The organism is Geodermatophilus obscurus, assembly GCF_900143215.1.
GTDB lineage: Bacteria > Actinomycetota > Actinomycetes > Mycobacteriales > Geodermatophilaceae > Geodermatophilus > Geodermatophilus obscurus_A.
Genome location: NZ_FRDM01000004.1, coordinates 183347 through 206636 on the forward strand (window position 1 = coordinate 183347; position 23290 = coordinate 206636).

The window sequence follows — 23290 nt, forward strand, 5'->3', positions numbered from 1 at the left end:
CAGGAATTCACAAGGACCGAGGGGGTCACCCCGGTCAGTTCTGTCAGCCGGCGGAGCCCTCCGTGACCTGGCCGTGACCGACCGGGGCGGCGACCGGCTCGGCGGCCGGCTGCTGCGCGGCGGTTGCGGACTCCTCGGCGGCTGTGGGGGCGAAGGCGGCCAGCGCGCCGAGCGTGTCGGCGGTGACCTGAGCCGCCAGCAGGTTGGCCTCGGCGATCTGCCGGTAGACCTCCTCGCGGTGGATCGTCACCTCCCGCGGGGCCTTGAAACCGAGACGGACGGTGCCGCCGCGGACCTCGACGACGTGGACCTCGATGTCGTCGCCGATGCGGATGGTCTCGCCAACGCTGCGGGTGAGAGTGAGCACGGGTACCCCTCCATGGGTGTGTGGTGGCCGTCCTTGGCGGATGGGCGGGCAGCTCGTCGCTGCGCGCCGGGTGGCGGACTCGCGTCCACCGGTTCAGTTATCGGCGCAGGGGACGCCGGATGGGATGGGATCCGTCGAGCAGCACGACCTGGCTGGACCGCCAGTTGGCCGGGTTGACCACCAGCGGGGCCCGCAGGTTGGCCGTGGCCGCGGCCGGCCCCTCGGCCGGCACCGTCACCAGGCAGTACAGACGCGCCTGCGTGGGGTCGTCGAGCTCCAGGTCGGCGCACACCGCGGGGGGCAGCGCGGGTGCGTAGTCCGGGAAGTACCGGCCCGGGTCGATGGCGAGGAAGCGCGGACCCTCCGGCGCCATCGACTGCAGCCAGAACAGCCGGCCGTCCCCGTCGGCGGTGACCAGCACGTAGTCGCGGTGACCCGGGAACCCGGGCAGCGCCTCGGTCATCGACAGCAGGGGCAGGGTCGCGACGGCGGAGAGCGTCATCGCAGGAAGTCCACGAGCGTTGGCTGGATGACCTTGGCGGTGGCCTGCAGCGCCGCCTTGTAGCCGACCTCGGCCTGGCTGAGCTCCATGATCGTCCTGGCCAGGTCGATGTCCTCGACGTCCACGAGCTGGGAGGCCAGGGTCAGCTGCATGTCGGTGTTCACCTGGCCGGCGGCCTGCATCCGGGCCGAGCGGGCACCGACGGAGGAAGCGGCGCCGAGCAGCCGGTCGATCGCCACGTCGAGCTCCGCCAGGTCGTCCGACAGCGCGCCGGGGTTGCCCTGCACGTCAGCGGCGATCCGCCCGATGAGCGCGAACAGGCCGTCGGGGCCCGTGCCGAACGCCTCGGGGCCGGTGACGTCGATGCGGACCCGGTCGGCGTTCGACACGCGCCGGGTGATCCCCTCCCCCACGGGCGGCGCGCCGACGTAGCTGCCGTCGGCGTCGTACGCGGCCGAGCCCTGGGTCACGCCGCCGAACAGGGCGCGGTCGTTGATGCTCGAGTTCGCCACCCCCAGCAGGCTCTCGCGCAGCGCCGCCACCTCCACGGAGACGGCCTGCTGCGCGCTGGTCGAGGTGGCACCGGTGTTCAGCGCCTGCACGGTCAGCGCCCGGACCCGCTGGACCTGGTCGAGCGCCGTCGTCAGCGCGGTGTCGGTCGCGTCGAGCCAGCTCTGCCCGTCGGAGATGTTCTTCGCGAACTGCTCGACGGCGCTCTGGTCCTGACGGATCTGCAGAGCCTTGTTGGTGCCGGTCGGCGAGTCCGACGGCGAGCTGATCAGCTTTCCGGAGGTCAACTGCTGCTGCAGCTTCGCCACGGACGAGAGGTTGCTGTTCAGGCCGAGGAGCGCGGTCTGCGTGACGGCCCGGTGGGTGATCCGCATCAGGTCACCGCCCCACGACGCCGGTGCGGTTGATCAGGGTGTCCAGTGCCTCGTCGATGGCGGTCACCATGCGGGCGGCGGCGCTGTAGGCGTGCTGGAAGGACAGCATGTTGGTCATCTCCTCGTCGAGGTTGACGCCGGACACGGACTCGCGGGCGGCGTCCACCTGGGTGGAGATCACCTTCTGCACCTCGACGTCGCGGGCCGCGACAGAGGCCTCGACGCCGAGCGCGACGACCAGCGCCCGGTAGGTGGCGTCGACGCCACCGGCCTCGAGGCTGAGGTCGAAGAACGCGTCGGCGTTGCCACCGTCCGCCGAGGGTGCGCCGAGGACGCCGGGGGCGGTCGCCGCCGCGGCGATGAGCTCGGGCCTGGTGACGCGGACCCTGATGTTGCCGGCGTCGACGTTGGCCAGGTCCACGACGGGGTTGCCCGAGCCGTCGTCCATGAGCGGCTGGGCCGCCCCCGACGCGCCGGAGACGTCGTAGCCCTGGGCCTGGACCGCGTTGATCTTGCCCACCAGGTCGCGGGCGAGCCCGTCGAGCGCGTTCCGGTAGCTCGGCAGGGTCGTCGACAGCACGGCCACCTGGCCGCCGGCGGTGCCGCCGACCGCGAGGGTCGTCCCGCCCGGGGCCGTCACCAGCCGCGGGTCGTTGCCGGCGCCGACACCGTCCGGGTCGTCGACGCCGGCGACGCGCAGCCCCAGCGCGGAGCCGCCGGCGACGAGCGTCGTACCGCCGACGAGGACGTCGACCATGCCGTCCGACGCCGCCACGGACGTGGCGCCGACCTTCTCGGCCAGCTGCACGACCAGCAGGTCCCGGCGGTCGGAGAGCTCGTTGGTGGGCAGCCCCGACCGGGTGGCCTGGCGGATCTGGGTGTTGAGGTTCGCGATGGACGACGCCGTCGTGCTCACCTCGGCGGCGAGCGCCACGACGTTGTCGCGGGTCTGCTCCCACTGCTGGTCGAGGGTGGCCCGCGTGGTCCGCATGCCCGAGGCCAGGATGTCCAGCCGCTCCAGCACCTGGCTGCGCACCGCCGGCTCGGTCGGGTCCTGGGCGTTGGCCAGGGCGCTGAAGCCCGCCCACACGTCGTCCAGCATGCTGCGGATGCCGGTCTCCCCCGGCTCGCGGAAGGCGGCCTCGACCTGGGCCAGCGCCTCGTTACCGACGGTCAGCTGCGCGGTGCGCGCCGTCTCCACCTGGCCGCGCCGCTCCAGGAACACGTCGCGGATCCGGTTGACCTGGCTGGCGTCCACGCCGTTGCCGACCGGACTGCTCACCGAGTGGATCGCGGGGACGGCAGTGCCCCCCATGGCGCGCAGCTCGACCCGCTGCCGCGAGTAGCCGTCGGTGTTGATGTTGGCGATGTTCTGGCCGGTGACGTCCAGCCCGCGTTGCGACGCCCACAGCGCCGTCCGGGCCGTGTTCAGCCCGCCGAAGGTGGAACTCACTTGTACTCCTCGCTGACGCTCGTCGTCCGCGTTCGCGGCACGCCGGCTCCCCGCTGTGACCTCGCGAGCCCGGTCACAGAGCACCGTCCAGGGTGACCGCGCGGTGCGCGCGCTGGTCGCTGCGCCCGGTCGCCCCGTAGGTGCCGGCCGACGGCGCCTTGACCGACAGCAACGCGTCGCCGAAGGCGGCGAGACCGCCCTCGATCAGCTCGCGGTTGGCGTCGGACAGGCCGCGCAGTTCCGTCACGAGCACCAACAGCGTCTCGTGGTGCTTGGCGTACAGGTCGTTCCACGGGGCCGGGGCGGCCTCGGCGAGCTTGCGCAGCGACGGGTTCACGCCCACGCCCAGCCGCTCGGCGATGACCTCGGTGGCCGCCGCACGCTCCACCTCGATGGTGCGCAGCTGGTCGAGCACGACCTCGATCTCGTGCGCGATGCGTGACAGCCAGCGGGTCTTGCCCGTGACGATCAGGTACTGCTTCTCCTCCGCCTTGAACAGCAGCAGGTCCAGCAGCTCCTGCTCGCGCCACAGCAACGTCGACAGGTGCTGGTAGTCCACGCCCCTCACCGTCCCTCCGTACTCCCCGGGGCAGGCGTCGGTGCTGCCCGCGGGTTCTCAGGAGCAGCTTCGGCACCATCCGGGGGGCCTTGAGCCGAGGTGCTCAAGTCGGGACGCGTCCGTGCCGATCAGGGGGTGCCATCGGGGCCCGAGGCTGCCGAGAAGGGGGACGTGAGCCCATCGCGTGCACAGGCGACCCTGCGGTCCAGTGCCTCAGCCTCGCGCCTCCCCGTCGCCCCGGACGCCGGCCCCCCCGCCCGGCCACGCGCGGCCCGGGACACCTCGGCCCGGGACACCTCGACCCGCGACACCTCGACCCGCGACACCTCGACCCGCGACACCTCGACCCGCGACACCTCGACCCGCGACACCTCGACCCGGGACACCTCGACCCGGGACGTCGACGCCCTGGTGACCGAGCACCTGCCGCTGGCCGCCTTCGCGGTCAACGCGGTCGCGTCGCGCATCTCGCTGCCCGCGCACGTCAGCCGCGAGGACCTGCTGTCCTGCGCGCGCGTGGCGCTGGTCGAGGTCGCCCGGCGCTTCGACCCGTCCGCGGGGGCGTCGTTCGCCACGTACGCCCTGGCCCGGCTGCAGGGCGCCGTCCTCGACGAGTTGCGCTCCGGTGACTGGGCCAGCCGCTCCGTGCGGGCTGCCGCCCGGCGCACCGACGCGGCGGCCGACGCGCTGGCCATCCAGCTGGGCCGCCCGCCGACGCGCGGGGAGCTCGCCGCCAGCCTCGGCATGGCCACCAGTGACCTCGACTCCCTCCAGGTCGACGTCCACCGGGCGGTCATGGTGAGCATCGACGCCGAGACCGGTCCGGACGGCACCTCGCTCGACCTGCCCGACACGGGGGAGTCGCCGGAGCGGGCACTGCTGCGCAGCGAACGGTCCCGGTACCTGCACGAGGCGATCCGCCAGCTGCCCGACCGGCTCGACGAGGTCGTGGAGCGCAACTTCTTCGGAGGCGAGTCCCTCACCGACATCGCCGCCGACCTCGGCGTCACCCTCTCCCGCGTCTCGCAGATGCGCGCCCGCGCGCTCACCCTGCTGCACGCGGCGATGAGCGAGGTGTGGGAGGGCAAGGCCGTGCCGGCCGACGGCGGGGTGCGCGCCCGCAACCAGCAGCGCTCCTACGTCGACCGGGTGGCCGGCCGCAACGCCCCGCCGGCTGCGGCCCCGCCGCTCCCCCACTCGCGTCCCGTGACCGTTCCGCCGCACCGCAACCCGTGGGTGACGGCGACCGGCCGGAGCGCCTGAGCCCGGCCGGCCCGACCGACCGACCGACCGACCGCCGAGAGGGGACCACAGCAGACATGAGGTACTTCAACCTCACCCACCGGACCAGCGACTGGACGGTGCCCGCGTTCATGGAGCGGGTCTCCACGGTGCCCGTCGGCGAGGGCGTGACCGACCTCAGCGAGCGGTACCCCCACCTCCGCGACCGAGGTCCGGAGCTCAGTGAGTACGCCACCCTCTTCGCGATCCGACGCCTGCTCCAGGAGTCCTGGCCGGACGGCACCGCGCCGGAGGACGAGCCCATGGTGGGCATCTCCCACTACCGTCGCTACGCGGTCACCGAGCCCGTGGGCAAGCCCTCGTTCGTCTACGGCCTGGTGACCGCTGAGGAGTTCGAGCAGCTCCCGAACCAGCTCTTCGTCCCCCCGCCGAAGACGATCCTGATGCCGGCCCCGTTCGACCTCGGCATGCCGGTCGTCACCCAGTACGGCGTCGCACACGTGACCCGCGACCTGCTGCACTTCATGGGCATCGCCGTCGACCTCGGGGTCGTCGACGGCCGCGCCGTCAGCCACTTCCTGGGCCAGAACGTCATGATCGCCGCGCCGACCACCGGGGTCTTCCCGGCGGAGTGGCTCGTGCTGGTGCTCGAGGCGCTGGAGAGCGTGGTCGACGCGTTCGAGGCGACGGTCGCCGTTCCTCACGAGGGTTATCAGCGACGGGCTCTCGGCTTCTGTTGCGAGCGCCTGCACTCCCTGCTGACCGCCTCGCTGGTCGCCCGCTGGCCGGAGGACAAGCTCATCGCCACCCGCCCCGTCGTGGTGAGCGAGGAGGAGACCTACACCGACGGCGGCTGACGGGCCGGCCGCGCGGGTCAGGCCATCTGTGCGAGGACGGCGGCCAGTCCCTCGCGGAGGTCGACCGACGGCCGCCAGTCCGGCAGCGGCGGCGAGTACCGCCACGGCACCATCATCTCCCGCGGCCGGTAGGGACGGGCGCCCCACTGGACCGGCACCGCGGCGCCCAGCAGGTCGCCGACCAGCGCCACGAACTCCCGCAACGGCAGGGCCGTCCCGCTGACGGAGTAGGCCGGAGCGTCCGGGCCCGCCAGGTCGGGAGCCCGGAGCAGCGCCGACACCACGTCCGCGACGTGGGTGAGGTCGATCCACTGCTCCCCCGGCGAGAGGGACAGCAGCTCAGCGGTCCGGTGCGCCCGTACCAGCAGCTGGAGGAGCTTGGTCCGCCGGTCGTCGGGGCCGTAGGTGTCCGACAGTTCCAGGGTGACCACCCGAAGGGGCGTGCACTCGGCATAGAACTGCAGCACGTCGGCGAACGCCTGCTTGGTGGCCGCGTACAGGGAGGTGGGACCGTAGCGCCGGCTCTCGTGGTGCTGCCAGATGGTGCCGACGTTGACGAACGTGGCCCCGCGCTGCGCCGACAGGGCCTCGGCCAGCAGCGTCCCGAGCGTGAGGTTGGCGGCGATCAGCGGGTGGATGTCGGCGAGGTCGTGCACGCCCACGAAGTGGGTCGCGAGGTGGAAGCAGGTCCCAGGGGCGAACGCCTGGACGGCGTCGGTGAACGCCGCGGCCCCGGCGTCCGCGTGGAGGAGCGCAGTCCGGGGCAGGAGGTCCTCGGGCACCCGGGACGTCGACCGGGCGACGAGGGCGACCTCCCAGCCGTCGGCGAGGAGCCGACGGACGAGGTGCGGGGCGATGAACCCGCTCGCCCCGGTGACCAGTGCGCGCCGGTTCATGCCGTGAAGGGCGTGCGGTACTCGCCGAGCGGGGGGAGTTCCGCGTCGCGGGTCGAGACGACGGGGGCGTCGACCGGCCAGTCGACGCCGGCCGAGTCCCACCGGATCCCGCCGTCCGTGCCCGGCGCGTACTCGGCGGTGGCGAGGTAGGCCATGGTCGCCTGCTCGGAGACCGCGGCGAAGCCGTGGGCCAGGCCGACCGGGACGTAGAGCAGCTGCCAGGTCTCGGCGGTCAACGAGAAGGAGGCGTGTCGCCCGTACGTGGGCGAGCCCGCACGCAGGTCGACGACCACGTCGAAGACCTCGCCGGCGACGCAGCACACGAGCTTGTCCTGGGCGGCCGGCGGCAGCTGGACGTGCAGGCCACGCACCACGCCTCGACGCGAGCGGCTGTAGAACTGCTCCGGGAAGTGCGTCGGCAACCCTCGGTCCGCGAACGCCGACTCCAGGTAGGTCTTGACCAGCACCCCCCGGTCGTCGGCGTGCACGGTGGGGACGACGAGGTGGCACCCGGCGATCCCGGTCTCCCGGAACTCCACGGTCAGGCGGCCTCGGCCACGCGGGTGGTCCGATCGGCGAAGGCCAGCACCTGCTCGAGCGACACGTTCCGGACCGGCTCGCCGGCGGCCGTGCGCCGGGCCCAGTCGACGGTCCAGGCCAACGTCTCGTCGAGGTCCAGCAGGTTCCGCCAGCCGAGCTGGGTTCCCGCCTTGGCGGCGTCCAACGTCAGCGTCCCCGTCTCGACGGGGTGGTCGGTCTGCCCGTCCTGCTGCCAGGGAGCGCTGCCCTCCCACAGCGCCGCGACCGTGGAGGCGACGGTGCCGACGGACACGGCACTGGACGGCGGCGGGCCGAAGTTGAACGCCTCGCCGGAGGCCCGGCCGTCCAGCAGGGCGTCGACCAGCACGAGATAGCCGTGCAGGCAGTCGAGGACGTGCTGCCACGGGCGGATCGCCCCGGGGTTGCGCAACTGCGGCCGGACCCCGGCGGAGAAGCCGGCGATGAGGTCGACCAGGAGCCGGTCGGCACACACGTCACCGCCGCCGACGACGTTGCCGGCTCGCGCGATCGCGGTGGGGACGGCGCCGGGTGTGCTGACCATCCACGACTGGGTGACGATGTCGGCCGCGGCCTTCGACGCCGAGTAGGGGTCCCGGCCGCCGAGCGGGTCGTCCTCGTGGTAGCCCCTCGCCTGGTCGACGTCCCGGTAGACCTTGTCCGTCGTCACCACGACCTGGGCGCGGACGCTGCCGGTGGCCTGGGCCGCCTCGAGGACGTTGTAGGTACCCAGCACGTTGGTCTCGATGGTGAACCGGGGCTCGCGGTAGGACTCGCGGACCAGTGGCTGCGCGGCGAGGTGCAGGACCACGTCCGGCGCGGTACGAGCGACTGCCTGGCGGACGGCGTCCGCGTCGCGGACGTCGGCGCGCACGTCGCGAGCCACGAGCTCGGCGACCCGCGCCCGCTCGTAGAGCGACCCGGGCGCCGGGTCCAGGGCCAGACCGTGCACCTCGTGCCCCTGGGCCACGAGTCCGAGGACCAACCAGGCTCCCTTGAACCCGGTGTGCCCGGTGACGAGGAAGCGCACGTCAGGCCTTCCCGGCGCGGTCGCGCAGGTAACCGGTGAGGGTCTCGGCGACGTACTCGAGCATCGGCTCGGTGAGCCCCGGGTACACGCCGAGCCAGAACGAGCGGGTCATCACGACGTCGGAGGCGCGGAGGTCGCCCACCACGCGCGCCTCGATCCCCCGGTAGGCCGGTTGCCGCAGCAGATTGCCGGCGAAGACCAACCGAGTGCCGATCTTCTTGGCGTCCAGGTACCGCAGCAGGTCCTCGCGGTCGACCGGGTAGCCGGGTTCGAGGGTGATCGGGAAGCCGAACCACGAGGGCTGTGAGTGCTCCGTGGCACGCGGCAGGATCAACCCCTCCACGCCGTCGAGGAGCTTGTGCAGCAGCTCGAAGTTCTGGTTGCGCCGTTCGACGAACGTGTCGATCTTGCGCAGCTGGCTCACCCCGAGGGCGGCCTGCATGTCGGTGGCCTTGAGGTTGTAACCGATGTGGCTGTACGTGTACTTGTGGTCGTACCCCTCCGGGAGGTCCCCCAGCTGCCACTGGAAGCGCTTGCCGCAGGTGTCGTCCTTGCCCGTCTCGCAGTAGCAGTCCCGTCCCCAGTCCCGGAAGGACTCCACCTGTCGCCGGATCAGGGGCGACTTGGTGAAGACCGCACCGCCCTCCCCCGTCGTGATGTGGTGGGCGGGGTAGAACGACACCGTCGCGGTGTCCCCGAAGCTGCCCGTGCGCCGGCCCCGGTAGGTCGAGCCCAGGGCGTCGCAGCTGTCCTCCACCAGCCACAGGTCGTGCTCGCGGCAGAGTTCGGTGACGGTGTCGAGGTCGAACGGGTTGCCCAGCGTGTGCGCCATCATGATCGCCCGGGTGCGGGGACCGACGGCCTCACGCAGCTGCTCGGCGACGGCGTCGTAGGTGCCGATCTCGACGTCGACGAAGACCGGCTCGAGCCCGTTTTGCAGGATCGGGTTGACGGTGGTGGGGAACCCCGCGGCCACGGTGAGCACCTCGTCACCGGGACGCAGCCGGCGGAGCCCGATCTTGGGGCTGGTGAGCGCGGACAGCGCCGCCAGGTTGGCCGAGGAGCCGCTGTTGACGAACGTCGCCGACCGGGCGCCGACGTACTGCGCGAGAGCACGCTGGAACTCCGCCGTGAACCGGCCCGAGGTCAGCCACCCGTCGAGGGACGAGTCGACCAGGGAGGCGATGTCCTCGGCATCGAGCACCTTGCCCGACACGGGGATGGTGGTCTCGCCCGGCACGAAGGGCGCCGGGGCGAGGGACCCCTGCGCGTAGCCGCGCACCGCGGCCAGGATGTCGTCTCTGCTCACGGGTGCGTCGACGCTCAACGTTCTCCTCGGGTTCGGGGTGGCCCGCCGGCACGCGTGGCCGGCGACCGCGGTGCAGGAGGTCCTGCGCCGGGGGCGATGCGACTCGACCTCGAGCGCAGCTGGGACGAGCGGACTCGTGCCGCAGCGTGATGGTTCGCCCACTCACGATAACGGGAGTTCCCCGGCAACCCGCGACCCGGCGAGAACCCAGGGGCTGCCGTGACCAGCGGGACGCAGGCAGCGGCACGAGGCGCCGACGCGGCGGGGCGTACGGCCGGGAGCCAGGAGTCCCGTCCCGCGTCGGTACGTTGCGTCGCGAGGGCTCACCGCCCCTGTGACGGGTCCGCCGCGGTCGGCACACGACGCGGCCCCGCGCTCTCCTCAGTCACACCCTCGGGAAGAGGTGTCCACGTCATGAAGGTCGTGCTGCTCGCCGGCGGCTTGGGAACCCGGCTCAGGGAGGAGACGGAGTTCCGACCGAAGCCCATGGTCGAGATCGGCGGCAAGCCGGTGCTCTGGCACCTGATGAAGATCTTCGCGTCCCACGGACTGACCGACTTCGTGATCTGCGCGGGGTACAAGGGCGAGCACATCAAGGAGTACTTCCTCAACTACGCCGCCCACAACAACGACTTCACGGTCAACCTGGGCCGCCCGGAGGAGATCGTCTTCCACGACGCCCACCACGAGAGCGACTGGACGGTCACGGTCGCCGACACCGGGCCGACCACCATGACCGCAGGCCGCGTGGCGCGCATCGAGCGGTTCGTGCGGGGCGAGCGTTTCCTCGTGACCTACGGTGACGGCCTGGCCGACATCGAGGTCCCCGCGCTGCTCGACTTCCACACCGGGCACGGACTCGAGGCGACGTTGACCACCGTCCGGCCGATGTCCCGCTTCGGCCTGGTCGACACCAGCGCGAGCGGGGTCGTGACCCGCTTCCGCGAGAAGCCGCAGATGGACGGTCGCGTCAACGCCGGCTTCTTCGTCTTCGAGCCCTCGGTCTTCCGGTTCCTGCGGGACAGCGACCACCTGATGCTCGAGCAGGAGCCCCTGACGGCGATCGCCGCAGAGGGCCAGCTGGCCGCCTACCGTCACGACGGGTTCTGGCAGCCGATGGACACCTCCCGTGAGCACGTCCTGCTCAACCAGCTCTGGGACGCAGGCAGGGCTCCGTGGGCGGTGTGGGACCGCTCCCCCGACCCCGGCGGGTCCACCGACATCCCCGCGCCCCGCTCCGAGCGGGAGCAGCCGGCCCCCGTGCACTGACCTGGCTGTACGACACCAGACGGCGGAGGGGGCAGGACCAGCTGGTCCTGCCCCCTCCGCCGTCGCTGCGGTCAGGCGCCGAGGCGGTCGGCGCGCGTCCGGATGTCGCGCGCCCGCCGCCACGCCGCGGCCCAGAGCTCGGCGGTGTGCTCGGTGAGGTGGCGCGCGAGCACCTGCTCGCGGTTGGCCGCGGCCTGCTCGCGACGCCAGTCGGCGTCCTCGATGGCGCGGGTGAGCGCCGTGGCCCAGTCCCGGGGCCGCTTGGCGCGACAGCCCAGACCGAGCCGCTCGTACTCCGCACTGGGTGAGCGGACGGCGAACACCCCGCGCGCGGAGTACTCCAGCACCTTCAGCCAGCTCTTGCAGTTGTTGAACGTGTCGATGCGCAGCGGCGCGACACCGATGTCGAACCGCTCCCCGATCGCCGCGGCATAACCGTCGACGTCCAGGATCCAGGGGATCTCCACCGGGTCCTCGGCCAGCCGCAGCAGCTCGCGCGCGTTCGCGCCCTGCCCCAGGATCGCGAACCGGCTCCGGCCCCGGGTCCGGTCCAGCGCCTGCGGCAGCCCGGTGCCCATCTCCTGCAGGTCGTACGGGTGGGTGCCGACCGTGCCGGTCCAGCCGATGGTGAGCACCTCGGGGTCCCGCTCGTAGGCCGGCGGCAGCTCGGCGATCCGGCGGGGGATCGCGTTCGGGACCAGCATCCCGTGGCCTCCCCTCCCGTACAGCGCGAGCAGGTTGGGGGTGGACACCGTCACGAGGTCGGCCTCCCGGACGCACGCCTCGGCGATCCGCCCGACACCCTTCCGGACGAGGGCGTCGTGCCCCTGGTGGCCGGGCGGGAGGGCGGTCAGGTGGTCGTCGACCTCGACGACCACGGCGACGCCCTGGGCCTGCAGCAGCCGCAGGCAGGCGAGCATCTCCCGGGTCTTGGGCAGCTGGAGGACGACGACGTCGGCGCCCTGGGCATCGACCTCCCGGACGACGAGGGGACCGGCCGGGTCGTCCGGGTCGGGGGCCATGATCGTCTTGAGGCCGTGCTGGACGGTCACCTCGATGCCGAGGCCGGCCTCGGTGACCGCCCGCGCGGGCTCGGCGATGCGGTGGAACAGCGAGCCGGTGAACATCGTGTGGGACAGGAGCACGTTCATGGCAGCAGACGTCCTCACGGCGCTCGGACGGCGAGCGCCAGGTGCGTCGCCCTGCGGGATTGCCGCACGGGCGGTGGGATCAGGGGCGGGGGGGTGGGGTCAGCGGACGCTCCACCCGTCGGCTCACCATCCCGGCCGGCACCGGTCCCCGCCGTCCACCTGCCGGGGACACGCCGCCCCGCACCCCGTGCGCCCCAGGCGCCAGTCCCGCCCCAACGGCCGTGGGTGACCCGTCCGGCGGGGATCTGCGAGAAACATCCGCGGTTCGCCTCAAGATCGGCTCACGAGCGGCCGTAGACCCCTGTGCAAGGCCGCAGCACGGATGCAGCGGTTATCAGGAACGACCCGATTCCAAGGAGGAACACCATGGGTCTGCGCGTCAACAACAACATCGCCGCGTTCAACGCCTACCGCAACCTGAACGTGACCGATGGTGCGATGGGCAAGTCGCTGGAGAAGCTGTCCAGCGGTCTGCGCATCAACCGGGCCGCCGACGACGCCGCCGGCCTGGCCATCTCGGAGGGCCTGCGGGCGCAGATCGGTGGCCTCAAGGTCGCCGTCCGCAACGCGCAGGACGGCATCTCGGTCGTCCAGACCGCTGAGGGTGCCCTCACCGAGACGCACTCGATCCTGCAGCGCATGCGCGACCTCGCGGTGCAGGCGGCCAACGACGGTGCCCTGACGGACACCGACAAGGCCAAGGCCAACGAGGAGTTCCAGGCGCTGCAGTCCGAGCTGGACGACATCGCCGACCTCACCACGTTCAACGGCACCAACCTGCTGAGCGGCGGCTACACGGGGACGTTCCAGGTCGGGTCGAACGCCGGCGAGACGCTGTCCGTCAGCATCTCGAGCATGGCGGCGTCGTCCCTGGGCGCCAGCGGGAGCATCTCGTCCCTGGCGACCGCCTCCGCGGCGATCTCGGCGGTCAACGACGCCATCGGCAAGGTCTCCGAGCAGCGCGCCAAGCTCGGTGCGGTGCAGAACCGGCTCGAGCACAAGATCAACAACCTGAACGCCACCGTCGAGAACCTGACCGCGTCGGAGAGCCGCATCCGCGACACCGACATGGCCCAGGAGATGGTGTCCTTCACCCGGTCGCAGATCCTGTCGCAGGCCGGTACGGCGATGCTGGCCCAGGCGAACCAGAGCTCGCAGGGCGTCCTGCAGCTCCTCCGGTGACCTCGGTCCCTGAGCGCCTGAACCGCTAGCACCACCCGGTGAGGGGGGAGGCCCAGCCTCCCCCCTCACTGGCGTCCCCACCCCTGACCCCGCCTGGAGGAACCCATGGTCAGCCTGAGCGTCGACGGCCTGATCTCCGGCCTGGACACGACATCGCTCGTCTCCCAGCTCGTCGCGGCCGAGGCGCTGCCGCAGACCCGGCTGAAGACGCAGATGAGCGCCGCCCAGAAGGCGGCCGACGCCTACCGCGAGGTCAACACCAAGATCGACGCCGTGCGCACGGCCGCCGCGGCACTCACCGCTGACGGTCTCGCCGCGGCCCGGACGGCGAAGAGCAGCGCCACCTCGGTGACCGCGAGCGCCACGTCGACGTCCGTCCCCGGCAGCCGGTTGAGCTTCACGGTCCGCTCCCTCGCCTCGACCGCCAGTTTCGTCAGCGGCGTCACCTGGGAGTCGGCCAGCACGCCGGTCCGCACCGCCACCACCTCCGGCGGCACGGTCGCCGACCCGTGGCCGCTGACGATCAGCCGGCCGGACGGCACCGAGACGGTCCTGACCCCGCCCGCCGGCGCGACGCTGGCGCAGACGGTCGCGTACATCAACGGCCTGGAGGGCGCCGGCGTCCGCGCCACGGCCCTGAACACCGGCGACGGCTACCGTCTCCAGCTCACCAGCGCCGTCTCCGGCGAGGACGGCGACTTCTCCGTCCAGCCGACGGCGGGTGCCGCCTTCTCCCAGGTCTCCATCGCGGCGGACGCCGTGCTCGACCTGGGCGGCGACAACGTCACGGTCAGGTCGGCGACGAACACCTTCGCCGAGGTGATGACCGGCGTCTCGGTCACGGTCACGGAGAAGAACGCCAGCGGCGTCGTGGAGGTGGGCGAGGACCCGAAGTCCGTCGCCACCAAGATCAAGACGTTCGTCGACGCGGTGAACTCCGCGCTGAGCACCATCACGAAGCACGGCAACTCCGACAAGGGCAGCACCGCGGCGCTCAAGGGCGACTTCCAACTGCGCGCGCTGACCGGCCGGCTGCTGCAGAGCGTCTCCGACGCGGTGCGCGGTGCCGGTCCGAACGGCGCTGCCGGCTCACCCGGCGCCGTCGGCATCGAGCTGACCCGCAACGGCACCGTCACCTTCGACGAGACCACCTTCCTCGCGAAGCTCGCCGCCGACCCCGCCACGGTGCAGCGGGTGCTCGCCGGGGCGTCCGCCGACAACACGACGACGCCGCCCACCCCGGCCGTCGAGGGGATCAGCCAGCGCCTGGAGGCCCTGACCAAGCGGGTGACGAACTCGACCACGGGGACGCTGACCCTGCTGGCACAGGGCCGGGAGGCCCTGGTGAAGGACTTCCAGTCGCGGATCGCGGACTGGGACCAGCGCCTCGCCGTCCGCAAGGAGGCGCTGACCCGGCAGTTCAGCGCCATGGAGACCGCGCTCAGCTCGCTGAAGAACCAGTCCAGCTGGCTGGCCGGCCAGCTCGGTTCGCTGTCCGGCTGAAGCCGGGGCCCGCCCGGCCGATCCTGCTAGTACCCCCCGCTTCCCCCAGGAGACGCACCTGATGAGCACCGCCTCCCTCCGTTCCCGCTACCTCGGCGACTCCGTCGCGACGGCGTCCCCGCAGCGGATCCTCGTGATGCTCTACGACCGCCTCGTGCTCGACCTCGAGCGGGCCGAGGTCGCCCTGGACGCCGGGGACCGCACCGAGGCCGCCGCGCAGATCCAGCACGCGCAGGACATCGTCTTCGAGCTCCGCGAGAGCCTGCGGGTCGACGCCTGGGAGGGCGGGCCGCGCCTGGCCGCCCTCTACACCTGGATGATCACCGAGCTGGTCCAGGCCGGCGTCAAGCGCGACCGCAACCGCGTGTCCGCCTGCCGGCAGATCGCCGAGCCGCTCCGGGACGCGTGGCGGCAGGCCGCCGCCACGCTCACCGCCTCCCCCGCATGACCCCCGGTCGCCCCTCGTCGGCCGGCGGCGAGGCGTCCCGCGACTGGGCCGCGGTCCTCGACGAGCTCGAGGGCGAGGTGCTCGCCGCCGAGTCCGTCCTCCGGTCGGACCGGGAGGAACAGATCGCCGCCTGGGGTCGCCGGGCCGAGGACTGGGTCCCGCCCTCGTCGGCGCTGGGCCCGGTGCCCGAGGACCTCCGCGAGCGCGCCGCCCGGCTGCTCCAGCACCAGCTGGCGGTCGCCGAGGAGCTGGTCGAGCGGATCATCCAGTCCCGCAGGCAGCGCGACGTCGCCGCCCGGATGTCCTACGGCCCGCCCCGCCCGGTCGCCTCCTACATCGACCGGGCCCTGTAGCCCGGCCCCGTCCCCCACACCCCCGCCCCCCGCGGCGCCGCACCGGCGCCCCGGGGGGCGGCTGCGTTCCCGGGACCGTGACCCGCAGGGACGCACCGCGAGTCACAGTCGGCACGTCCACCCCACCGACGCACAGCCACCACTCCCGTGAGGTCCCACCGGTCAGGGGCCGCCGGGCCGGTGCCGATGACTGCAGAGCACGGAAAGCGCACCTCTCGCCACGGATCGGCGAACCACTCACTCGCTCGCGAGTGTCTCCTGCGTACCCGGAGGCCGATCGTGTCCTGCTGCCCTGCCCGAGGAACCGCCCTGTGATCGGGGACGTCACCTCGTCGGCCCTGCACTCCGCCCTGGGCGGGCTCGCCCAGCGGCAGCGGGTCACCGCCGACAACATCGCGAACCTGCAGACGCCTGGCTTCCTGGCCGGCCGCGTCGACTTCGAGACCGGCCTCCGCGGCGCCCTGAGCAGTGGCTCGACGCCGACCGCCACGACCGGCACGGTCCACCGCTCCCTGGAGCCGACCCGGATGGACGGGAACAACGTGAACCTCGACGCCGAGACGGTCATCGCCACCGAGACGGGGCTGCGCTACCAGCTGGCCCTCAACGCCCTCGACGGGAAGTACAACGTCATGCGCACCGCGCTGCGGACGGCGTGACCATGAGCGAGCTCGCGAGCGAATCGATGGACGGTGCCACCGTGCGAGTGCGGCCGACGAGCGCCAGCGAGGAGGAGGCATGAGCACGTTCGACTCCCTCGGCATCTCCGGCTCCGGGCTGCTCGTCCACCGCAAGTGGCTGGACGCCGTCTCGGACAACATCGCCAACATCAACAACGTCACCTCGACCGACCAGGACGCGTTCCAGGAGCGGCTGATCGTGGCGCAGGCCGTCGACTACGGCTCCGGCGAGGGCGGGGTCCGCGTGGCCCGGGCCGAGTACGGCAGCGCGGAGGGCCGGATGGTCCACGAGCCCGACCACCCGCTCGCCGATGCCAACGGCTACGTGCGGTACCCGGACATCGACCTGGGCGACCAGATGACCCAGCTGATCATGGCGCAGCGCGGCTACCAGGCGAACCTCGCCGTCGTCGAGCGCGCCACCACCGCCTACCAGGCCGCACTCCAGCTCGGGAAGGGCTGACCATGACGTCTCCGATCGGCGGCATCTCGTTCCCTCCGGCCATCACCGGCCTGTCCGGCGTCACCGGGGCGGCGGCTCCGCCGGACGTCGCGCCGACCACCGGGGCCGGCGACAACGGCTTCGCCTCGGTCCTGGTGTCCTCGGTGGAGGAGCTGCAGGCCAAGCAGTCGACCTCCGACGGTCTCGCCGTCCAGGCCGCCACCGGCGACCTGCGCGACGTGCACGACTACATGATCGCGGCCAATGAGGCCAAGCTCGCCACCGAGATGGTCGTGACCATCAAGAACAAGGCCGTCGAGGCCTTCAACGAGATCCTGAGGATGCCGGTCTGATGCCTGCTGCCCTCGCCGGTCCGCTGGAGCGGATCCGGTCCGCGCTCTCCACGATCAGCCTGGGCCAGAAGGTCGTCATCGGCCTGCTCGCCGCCGGGCTGGTCCTGGGCGGGTTCTTCTTCTACCGGTGGATCACCGCCCCCACCTACGCGCCGCTGTTCTCCAACCTGGCCTCGACCGACGCGTCGGCGATCGTCGACGAGCTCAACGCGGCCGGCGTCGCCTACGAGCTCGCCGACGGCGGTGGGACGATCATGGTCCCGAACGAGCAGGTCTACGACCTGCGGCTGTCGATGAGCGGCAAGGGCCTGCCCGCGGGCAACGACACCGGCTACACGCTGCTCGACGAGCAGGGCATCACCACCAGCGAGTTCCAGCAGCAGGTCACCTACCAGCGCGCCCTGCAGGACGAGCTGGCCCGGACCCTGGAGTCGCTGGAGGGCGTACGCACCGCCGTGGTGCACCTGGCGCTGCCCGAGGAGGAGGTGTTCGCCTCCGACGAGGCCGAGCCCACCGCCTCGGTGCTGCTGGACCTGGCGCCGGGCACCGCGCTGGACAGCGGCCAGGTCCAGGCGGTGACCAACCTGGTCTCCTCGAGCATCGAGGGCATGGACCCCGAGCAGGTCACCGTGGCCGACGCCAGCGGCGCGGTGCTCTCGGCGCCCGGCCAGGGCGTGACCACCGCCGCCGGCGACGCCCGCTCGCAGCTGGAGCAGGACTACGAGGACCGGCTGGCCGCCAACGCGCAGGCCGTCCTCGACCCCATCCTCGGCCCCGGCCGCGCCACGGTGTCGGTGCGGGCCGACGTGGACCTCGACCAGCGCAGCACCACCTCGGAGACGCACACCTACGACGAGGGCACCCCGCCGATCTCGGAGAGCACGACGACCGAGGAGTACACCGGCACCGGCGCCGCCGTCGGGGGCATCCTCGGCCCGGAGAACCAGGCCGACGCCGGGGCCGGCAACGGGGACTCCACGTACAACAAGGAGTCGACGACCGCGAACAACGCCGTCGGGACGACCGTCGAGACCGTCGAGGGCGCGCCCGGGCGGATCAACCGGCTCACCGTCTCCGTCGTCATGGACGACGCCGTCGCCGGCAACCTCAACCAGGCGCAGGTCCAGCAGCTCGTCGGCAACGCCGTCGGCCTCGACGTCGCGCGCGGCGACGACATCACCGTCGCCTCCATGGCCTTCGACACGACCGCCGCCGACGCCGCGGCCGCCGAGCTCGAGGCCGCCCGGGAGGCCGAGGAGCAGGCCCAGATGTGGTCGCTGATCCGCACCGGCGGCATCGCCCTCGGCATCGCCCTGCTGGTCCTCGTCGTCTGGCTGCGGTCGCGACGGCGTGGGGAGGACGAGGAGGAGGACTACGAGGCCCTCGAGCTCGCCGATGACGTGATGGCCGAGCTGGACCGGATCCGCATCGAGAGCACGCGGGCGGTGCCGGTCGTCGACAACGAGGCCCTGGAGCTGGAGGCCGCCGAGCGGGCCCGGGTCCGTGGCGAGATCGCCACGATGGTCAGTGAGAAGCCGGATGAGGTGGCCGCCATGCTGCGCGGCTGGCTGAGCGAGAGCGGTGCGAAGTGACACTGGCGTCCGTCGAGCAGATGGTCGGCATGGCCCCCGCGGCCGCGCAGACCGCCGTCCTCCCCGCCGTGCGGGAACGGTCGGACATGCCGGGCCTGCGCAAGGCCGCCGTCTTCCTCGCCCAGCTGTCCAAGGAGGAAGCCGGCGCGCTGCTGGCCAAGATGCGCCCGCGCGAGGTCGAGATGGTGACCCGCGAGCTGATGAAGATCGGCTCGGTCCAGCCCGCCGACGTCGACGGCGTCCTCGAGGAGTTCCACCACCTGATGACCGCCCAGCGGTTCGTGGGGCGCGGCGGTGTCGAGTTCGCCCGCGAGATCCTCGCGGCCGGCCTCGGCGAGGACAAGGCCGACGGCATCCTGTCCCGGCTGAACGTCGTCTACACCGAGGTGCCGTTCGCCTCGCTGCGCAACGCCGACGTCCGCCAGCTGGTCACCTTCCTCAAGGACGAGCACCCCCAGGTCATCGCCCTGGTGCTCGCCCACCTGACCGCCGCGCAGTCGGCCGAGGTGCTCTCCGGGTTCGCCCCCGAGCAGCAGGCCGCCGTCGCGCACCGCATCGCCACCATGGACCGCACCTCCCCGGAGATGGTCCGCCTGGTCGAGGAGGAGCTCGGCCGCCGGATGGGGTCGCTGCTGGCCAACCAGGACATGAGCACCGTCGGCGGCGTCGAGACCCTCGTCGAGATCATCAACCGCTCGCCGCGGCCGACCGAGCGCTCGATCCTCGAGTGGCTCGACAGCACCGACCCGGAGCTGGCCGAGCAGGTGCGCGCGCAGATGTTCGTCTTCGAGGACATCGTCACGATCGACGACCGCTCGGTGCAGCTGGTGCTGCGCGAGGTCGAGGCCAACGACCTGGCCACCGCGCTCAAGGGCGTGCGCCCCGACGTCCGCGACAAGGTCGTCCGGAACCTCTCCGAGCGCGCCGCGGAGAACCTCGCCGAGGAGATCGAGCTGCTCGGCCCGGTCCGCACCCGCACGGTCGAGGAGGCGCAGGCCAAGGTCGTCGGTGTCATCCGCACCCTTGAGGAGCAGGGCGTGCTGACCATCTCGCGGGGCGGTGAGGACGATTTCGTCGCGTGACGACAGCGCCGGGAGCATCGCAGCGAGGAACGAGCGAGGAGCGGACCGGCGCGCGGAGTCGCGCCAATGGACGTCGCCTGAGCGCACCGCACGGGAGTCCGCGCTGCTGCGGGGCGGCACCGCCGCGCAGGCCGCCCCGCGGGCGCCGTACACCCGCGCGGTACCGGTCCCGCCGCAGCCGACCGGCGAGCGACGGGCGACCGGCGAGCGGCGGTCGGCGGTGCGCCGGGCGGCCGACGTGCCGGTGGCCGGGAGCAGGCCGTCGTTCCGGCTCGGCGACGTCTACGCCGAGGAGCTGGCCCGGCTGCGCGAGCAGGCCCGCCAGGAGGGCTACGCCGTCGGCCACGCCGAGGGCTGCGAGGCCGCCGAGGCCGTGGTCGCCGAGGCCGAGCGGGCCGCCGAGGCGCGCCTGGCCGAGGTGCAGGCCCGCTGGGAGCGGCGGATGGTCTCGGCCACCGCTGCCCTCGGCGCGGCCGTCGCCCAGCTCGAGCAGGCCGCCCTCCCGGTCGCCGAGGACGTCCGCGACTCGGTCATCACGATCGTGCTCACGCTGGTCGAGGACGTGCTGTGCCGTGAGCTCGCGCTCGCCGGCACCCCCGTGGTGGACGCCGTCCGCCGCGCGCTGACGCTGTGCCCGGCCGACGCGCCCACCGTCGTCCGGCTGCACCCAGACGACCTCGCCGAGCTGCCCCCCGGGGCGCTGGCCGAGCTGCCGGACACGGTGCGCGTCGTCGGCGACCTCTCCGTCGAGCGCGCCGGGGCCGTCGCCGAGACCGGCCCCACCCGCGTCGACGCCCAGCTGGGCGCGGCCCTCGAGCGGGTCCGGGCGGTGCTCGCCCCGTGACGATGGGTCTGCTCGACCGCGCCCGCGCGGCGGCCCGCCCGCAGGTGACCGGCTCGGTCGTCGGCGCGATGGGCCTGACGCTCTCCGTCGAGGGGGTCCCCGCTGCCGTCGGCGACCTGGTGGAGGTCAACCCGTCGCCGCAGGGAGGGCTGCTGGCCGAGGTCGTCGCCGTCGCCCGCGAGCGGCTCACCTGCATGCCGCTCGGCGAGCTCTCCGGCGTGCACGCCGGCGCGCGCGTGCGTGCCACGGGCATGCCGCTGCAGGTGCCGGTGGGCGAGGCGCTGCTCGGCCGGGTGCTCGACGGCCTGGGCCGGCCGGTGGACGGCGGCCCGCCGCTGGACCCGCAGTCGCTGGAGTTCGTCGACCTGGCCAGCGAGACCCCGCACGCCCTCACCCGGACCCGCGTGGCGGAGCCGCTGACCTCCGGCGTCCGGGTGCTGGACACGATGGTTCCGCTCGGCAGGGGCCAGCGGCTCGGCATCTTCGCCGGCTCCGGCGTGGGCAAGTCGACGCTGCTGGCGCAGATCACCCGCGGCACCGACGCCGACGTCCGGGTCATCGGGCTGATCGGCGAGCGTGGCCGCGAGGTGCGCGAGTTCCTCGAGGAGAACCTCGGGGAGGAGGGGATGGCGCGCACCGTCGTCGTCGTCGCCACCTCCGACGAGCCGCCGCTGGTGCGGCTGAAGGCGGCGTTCGTCGCCACCCGCATCGCCGAGGGCTTCCGCGACCAGGGCCGCGACGTGCTGCTGACGATGGACTCGATCACCCGCACCGCGATGGCCCAGCGCGAGGTGGGCCTCTCGGCGGGCGAGCCCCCGGCGACCCGCGGTTACCCGCCGAGCGTCTTCGCGATGATGCCCAAGCTGCTGGAGAAGGCCGGGACGGCGTCGGTCGGGTCGATCACCGGCCTCTACACGGTGCTGGTCGACGGCGACGACCACAACGAGCCGATCGCCGACACCGCCCGCTCCATCCTCGACGGCCACGTGGTGCTGACCCGCAAGCTCGCCACCGCCGGCCACTTCCCGGCCATCGACGTGCTGGAGTCGATCTCCCGGGTGGCCACCGCGGTCGTGCCGCCGGCGCAGATGGCCGACGCCCGCGAGGTGCGCCGGCTCATGGGCGCGCTGCGCGACGTCAAGGAGCTCATCGAGATCGGCGCCTACCAGGCCGGCACCGACCCGCTGGTCGACCGCGCCCGCCAGCTGGCGCCGGCGATCGAGTCGTTCCTGCAGCAGCCGACCGGCGAGCTGACCCCGGCCGGCGACTCCTGGGCGTGGCTCAACCGGATCGTCCGCTCGTGAGGCGCGCCGCCTTCCGGCTGCAACCGGTCCTCGAGGTGCGCCGCACCGAGGAGCGGGCGGCCGCGCTCGCCGCCGCCGAGGCCGCCCGGGCCGCCGCCGACGCCGATCGCCGCGCCACCGAGGCCGAGGCCGCGGTCGCCGCCGTCCTGCCCACCGGCCCGGTCTCGCCCGGCGCCTTCGCCGCCGCGATGGTGCTCGGCCGGCTGGCCGCCGAGGACGCCGCCGCGGCCCGGTCGCTGGCGACCGCGTCGGCCGAGCAGGCCGAGCTGGTCCGCGCGGCGTGGACCGCGGCCGCGCAGCGCACCAAGGGCCTGGACCGGTTGCGAGAACGACACCTGCAGGCGGTGCGACTGGCCGAGCAGGCTGCCGAGGAGAGGACCGTGGACGACCTCGTCACCGGCCGCTCCGGCCGCCGCCGCACCCGCACCGACGGGGAGGCGGCGTGGACGGACTGACCGCGGTGCAGTCCCGGATCAGCGAGATCCAGGCCCGCTTCCTCACCGTGCCCCGCCCGGCGGTCTCCGCCGACTGGACCGCGGCCGCCAGCGCCGCCGGGCTCACCGGCACCGGCGCGACCTCCGCCGCGGCGGGCACCGCCCCCGCCGGCAGCGCCTCGGAGGCCGCCGTCGTCGCCGAGGCCCGCAAGTTCCTCGGCGTCCCGTACCTGTGGGGCGGCACCGACCCGGCCAAGGGCCTGGACTGCTCCGGCTTCACCAAGCTCGTGTACGGCAACCTCGGCATCGAGCTGCCGCGCACCTCCTCGCAGCAGGCCACCGCCGGCACCGCGGTCGCCTCGCTGGCCGACGCCCGCCCCGGCGACCTGGTGTTCTTCGACCACTCCCCCGGCCGCCCCGGGATCGACCACGTCGGTATCTACGTCGGCGACGGCAAGATGATCGCCGCCCCGCAGGCCGGCGAGGTGGTCAAGGTGCAGGACGTCGGCAACCCGGCGGTCATCCGGCGGGTGCTGCCCGCGGAGTCGGCGTCCGCCGTGCCTGCAACGGCGGCCGGCGCGTCGCTGTCCGGGGTTCCGTACGCCGACCTGTTCAGCCGGGCCGGCAGCCGGCACGGCGTCGACCCGGCGCTGCTCGCCGCCGTCGCGCAGCAGGAGTCCGGGTTCAACGCCTCCGCGGTCTCCCCCGCCGGCGCCCAGGGCCTCATGCAGTTCATGCCCGCCACCGCCCGGGGCCTCGGCGTCGACCCGCTCGACCCCGCCTCGGCCGTCGACGGCGCGGCCCGCTACCTGGCCGACCTGACCGAGCAGTTCGGCTCCACCGAGCTGGGCCTGGCCGCCTACAACGCCGGGCCCGGCACCGTCCGCCGCTACGGCGGCATCCCGCCGTACGCCGAGACGCAGAACTACGTCCGCAGCGTGATGAGCAAGGCGGAGGCCCTCAGGTGACCGAGCTCGCGTGGGAACCCCGGGACAC

Annotated in this window: 26 protein-coding genes; 16 read left to right on the forward strand and 10 right to left on the reverse strand. The window is 73.0% G+C overall.

Annotation, left to right across the window (positions count from 1 at the left end):
• Positions 1-43: 43 nt before the first annotated feature.
• From csrA to BUB17_RS06275, 5 genes are all read right to left on the reverse strand, one after another.
• A complete protein-coding gene (gene csrA / locus BUB17_RS28525) occupies positions 44-367 on the reverse strand; it encodes a carbon storage regulator CsrA (protein ID WP_072915104.1) in 324 nt (107 codons plus the stop codon).
• Between the two features lie 97 nt (positions 368-464).
• Positions 465-869, reverse strand: a complete 405-nt coding sequence (gene fliW, locus BUB17_RS06260) for a flagellar assembly protein FliW (protein ID WP_072915107.1) — start codon at positions 867-869, stop codon at positions 465-467.
• Positions 866-1753 carry a flagellar hook-associated protein FlgL gene (gene flgL, locus BUB17_RS06265; protein WP_072915110.1) on the reverse strand — a complete coding sequence of 296 codons (888 nt, stop codon included), beginning with the start codon at positions 1751-1753 and terminating at the stop codon, positions 866-868. Before flgL ends, fliW begins: the two co-directional genes overlap by 4 nt.
• 4 nt (positions 1754-1757) lie before the next feature.
• Positions 1758-3206, reverse strand: coding sequence for a flagellar hook-associated protein FlgK (gene flgK / locus BUB17_RS06270; protein ID WP_072915113.1), 1449 nt, complete (start codon positions 3204-3206; stop codon positions 1758-1760).
• 73 nt (positions 3207-3279) lie between these two features.
• Complete coding sequence (locus BUB17_RS06275) at positions 3280-3765, reverse strand: flagellar protein FlgN (protein WP_072915115.1); 486 nt, start codon at positions 3763-3765, stop codon at positions 3280-3282.
• A gap of 171 nt (positions 3766-3936) precedes the next feature.
• Here BUB17_RS06275 and BUB17_RS06280 point away from each other — a divergent pair, with 171 nt between their 5' ends.
• Both BUB17_RS06280 and BUB17_RS06285 read left to right on the forward strand, forming a co-directional pair.
• Positions 3937-5028, forward strand: a complete 1092-nt coding sequence (locus BUB17_RS06280; RefSeq protein ID WP_072915118.1) for a sigma-70 family RNA polymerase sigma factor — start codon at positions 3937-3939, stop codon at positions 5026-5028.
• Positions 5029-5084: 56 nt separating this feature from the next.
• The gene (locus BUB17_RS06285; protein ID WP_141242923.1) at positions 5085-5864 is read left to right on the forward strand and encodes a hypothetical protein; all 780 of its coding nucleotides are present in this window, start codon (positions 5085-5087) and stop codon (positions 5862-5864) included.
• Between the two features lie 17 nt (positions 5865-5881).
• On the opposite strand, the gene BUB17_RS06290 is transcribed toward BUB17_RS06285, so the two are convergent.
• The 4 genes from BUB17_RS06290 to rfbH are packed head-to-tail and all read right to left on the reverse strand — an operon-like array spanning position 5882 to position 9657.
• Complete coding sequence (locus tag BUB17_RS06290; protein ID WP_072915123.1) at positions 5882-6760, reverse strand: NAD-dependent epimerase/dehydratase family protein; 879 nt, start codon at positions 6758-6760, stop codon at positions 5882-5884.
• The gene (rfbC, locus tag BUB17_RS06295; RefSeq protein ID WP_083606092.1) at positions 6757-7299 is read right to left on the reverse strand and encodes a dTDP-4-dehydrorhamnose 3,5-epimerase; all 543 of its coding nucleotides are present in this window, start codon (positions 7297-7299) and stop codon (positions 6757-6759) included. The genes BUB17_RS06290 and rfbC overlap by 4 nt, the downstream gene beginning before the upstream one ends.
• A 2-nt stretch (positions 7300-7301) precedes the next feature.
• Complete coding sequence (gene rfbG / locus BUB17_RS06300) at positions 7302-8348, reverse strand: CDP-glucose 4,6-dehydratase (protein ID WP_072915127.1); 1047 nt, start codon at positions 8346-8348, stop codon at positions 7302-7304.
• Between the two features lies 1 nt (position 8349).
• On the reverse strand, positions 8350-9657 hold the full coding sequence (gene rfbH / locus BUB17_RS06305) for a lipopolysaccharide biosynthesis protein RfbH (RefSeq protein ID WP_244276971.1): 1308 nt from the start codon (positions 9655-9657) through the stop codon (positions 8350-8352).
• Between the two features lie 414 nt (positions 9658-10071).
• Between rfbH and rfbF the strand changes: the two genes are divergently transcribed.
• Positions 10072-10926: a glucose-1-phosphate cytidylyltransferase gene (gene rfbF / locus BUB17_RS06310; protein ID WP_072915132.1), complete on the forward strand. Its 855-nt coding sequence runs from the start codon at positions 10072-10074 to the stop codon at positions 10924-10926.
• Between the two features lie 71 nt (positions 10927-10997).
• Here rfbF and BUB17_RS06315 read toward each other — a convergent pair whose 3' ends face one another.
• On the reverse strand, positions 10998-12077 hold the full coding sequence (locus BUB17_RS06315) for a glycosyltransferase family protein (protein ID WP_072915134.1): 1080 nt from the start codon (positions 12075-12077) through the stop codon (positions 10998-11000).
• A gap of 366 nt (positions 12078-12443) precedes the next feature.
• On the opposite strand from BUB17_RS06315, the gene BUB17_RS06320 reads away from it, so the two are divergent.
• From BUB17_RS06320 to BUB17_RS06380, 13 genes are all read left to right on the forward strand, one after another.
• Positions 12444-13259 (forward strand): flagellin N-terminal helical domain-containing protein, encoded by an 816-nt coding sequence (locus tag BUB17_RS06320; protein ID WP_072915137.1) that lies wholly within the window; start codon positions 12444-12446, stop codon positions 13257-13259.
• Positions 13260-13364: 105 nt separating this feature from the next.
• Positions 13365-14762 carry a flagellar filament capping protein FliD gene (gene fliD, locus BUB17_RS06325; protein ID WP_072915139.1) on the forward strand — a complete coding sequence of 466 codons (1398 nt, stop codon included), beginning with the start codon at positions 13365-13367 and terminating at the stop codon, positions 14760-14762.
• 61 nt (positions 14763-14823) lie between these two features.
• Positions 14824-15210, forward strand: coding sequence for a flagellar export chaperone FliS (gene fliS / locus BUB17_RS06330; RefSeq protein ID WP_072915142.1), 387 nt, complete (start codon positions 14824-14826; stop codon positions 15208-15210).
• A complete protein-coding gene (locus BUB17_RS06335; protein WP_072915335.1) occupies positions 15207-15563 on the forward strand; it encodes a hypothetical protein in 357 nt (118 codons plus the stop codon). The genes fliS and BUB17_RS06335 overlap by 4 nt, the downstream gene beginning before the upstream one ends.
• 311 nt (positions 15564-15874) lie before the next feature.
• Complete coding sequence (locus BUB17_RS06340) at positions 15875-16222, forward strand: flagellar basal body rod protein FlgB (protein WP_072915145.1); 348 nt, start codon at positions 15875-15877, stop codon at positions 16220-16222.
• Between the two features lie 79 nt (positions 16223-16301).
• Positions 16302-16706, forward strand: coding sequence for a flagellar basal body rod protein FlgC (locus tag BUB17_RS06345; protein ID WP_012947182.1), 405 nt, complete (start codon positions 16302-16304; stop codon positions 16704-16706).
• Positions 16707-16708: 2 nt separating this feature from the next.
• On the forward strand, positions 16709-17038 hold the full coding sequence (gene fliE, locus BUB17_RS06350; protein WP_072915147.1) for a flagellar hook-basal body complex protein FliE: 330 nt from the start codon (positions 16709-16711) through the stop codon (positions 17036-17038).
• Positions 17038-18630 carry a flagellar basal-body MS-ring/collar protein FliF gene (gene fliF / locus BUB17_RS06355; protein WP_072915149.1) on the forward strand — a complete coding sequence of 531 codons (1593 nt, stop codon included), beginning with the start codon at positions 17038-17040 and terminating at the stop codon, positions 18628-18630. The genes fliE and fliF overlap by 1 nt, the downstream gene beginning before the upstream one ends.
• Positions 18627-19712 (forward strand): flagellar motor switch protein FliG, encoded by a 1086-nt coding sequence (fliG, locus tag BUB17_RS06360; RefSeq protein ID WP_208983324.1) that lies wholly within the window; start codon positions 18627-18629, stop codon positions 19710-19712. The genes fliF and fliG overlap by 4 nt, the downstream gene beginning before the upstream one ends.
• Positions 19690-20556: a FliH/SctL family protein gene (locus BUB17_RS06365; protein WP_244276973.1), complete on the forward strand. Its 867-nt coding sequence runs from the start codon at positions 19690-19692 to the stop codon at positions 20554-20556. The genes fliG and BUB17_RS06365 overlap by 23 nt, the downstream gene beginning before the upstream one ends.
• A gap of 2 nt (positions 20557-20558) precedes the next feature.
• A complete protein-coding gene (locus BUB17_RS06370) occupies positions 20559-21860 on the forward strand; it encodes a FliI/YscN family ATPase (RefSeq protein ID WP_072915152.1) in 1302 nt (433 codons plus the stop codon).
• On the forward strand, positions 21857-22315 hold the full coding sequence (locus BUB17_RS06375; RefSeq protein WP_072915154.1) for a flagellar export protein FliJ: 459 nt from the start codon (positions 21857-21859) through the stop codon (positions 22313-22315). Before BUB17_RS06370 ends, BUB17_RS06375 begins: the two co-directional genes overlap by 4 nt.
• Positions 22303-23262: a lytic transglycosylase domain-containing protein gene (locus tag BUB17_RS06380; protein WP_072915157.1), complete on the forward strand. Its 960-nt coding sequence runs from the start codon at positions 22303-22305 to the stop codon at positions 23260-23262. Before BUB17_RS06375 ends, BUB17_RS06380 begins: the two co-directional genes overlap by 13 nt.
• Positions 23263-23290: the final 28 nt, after the last annotated feature.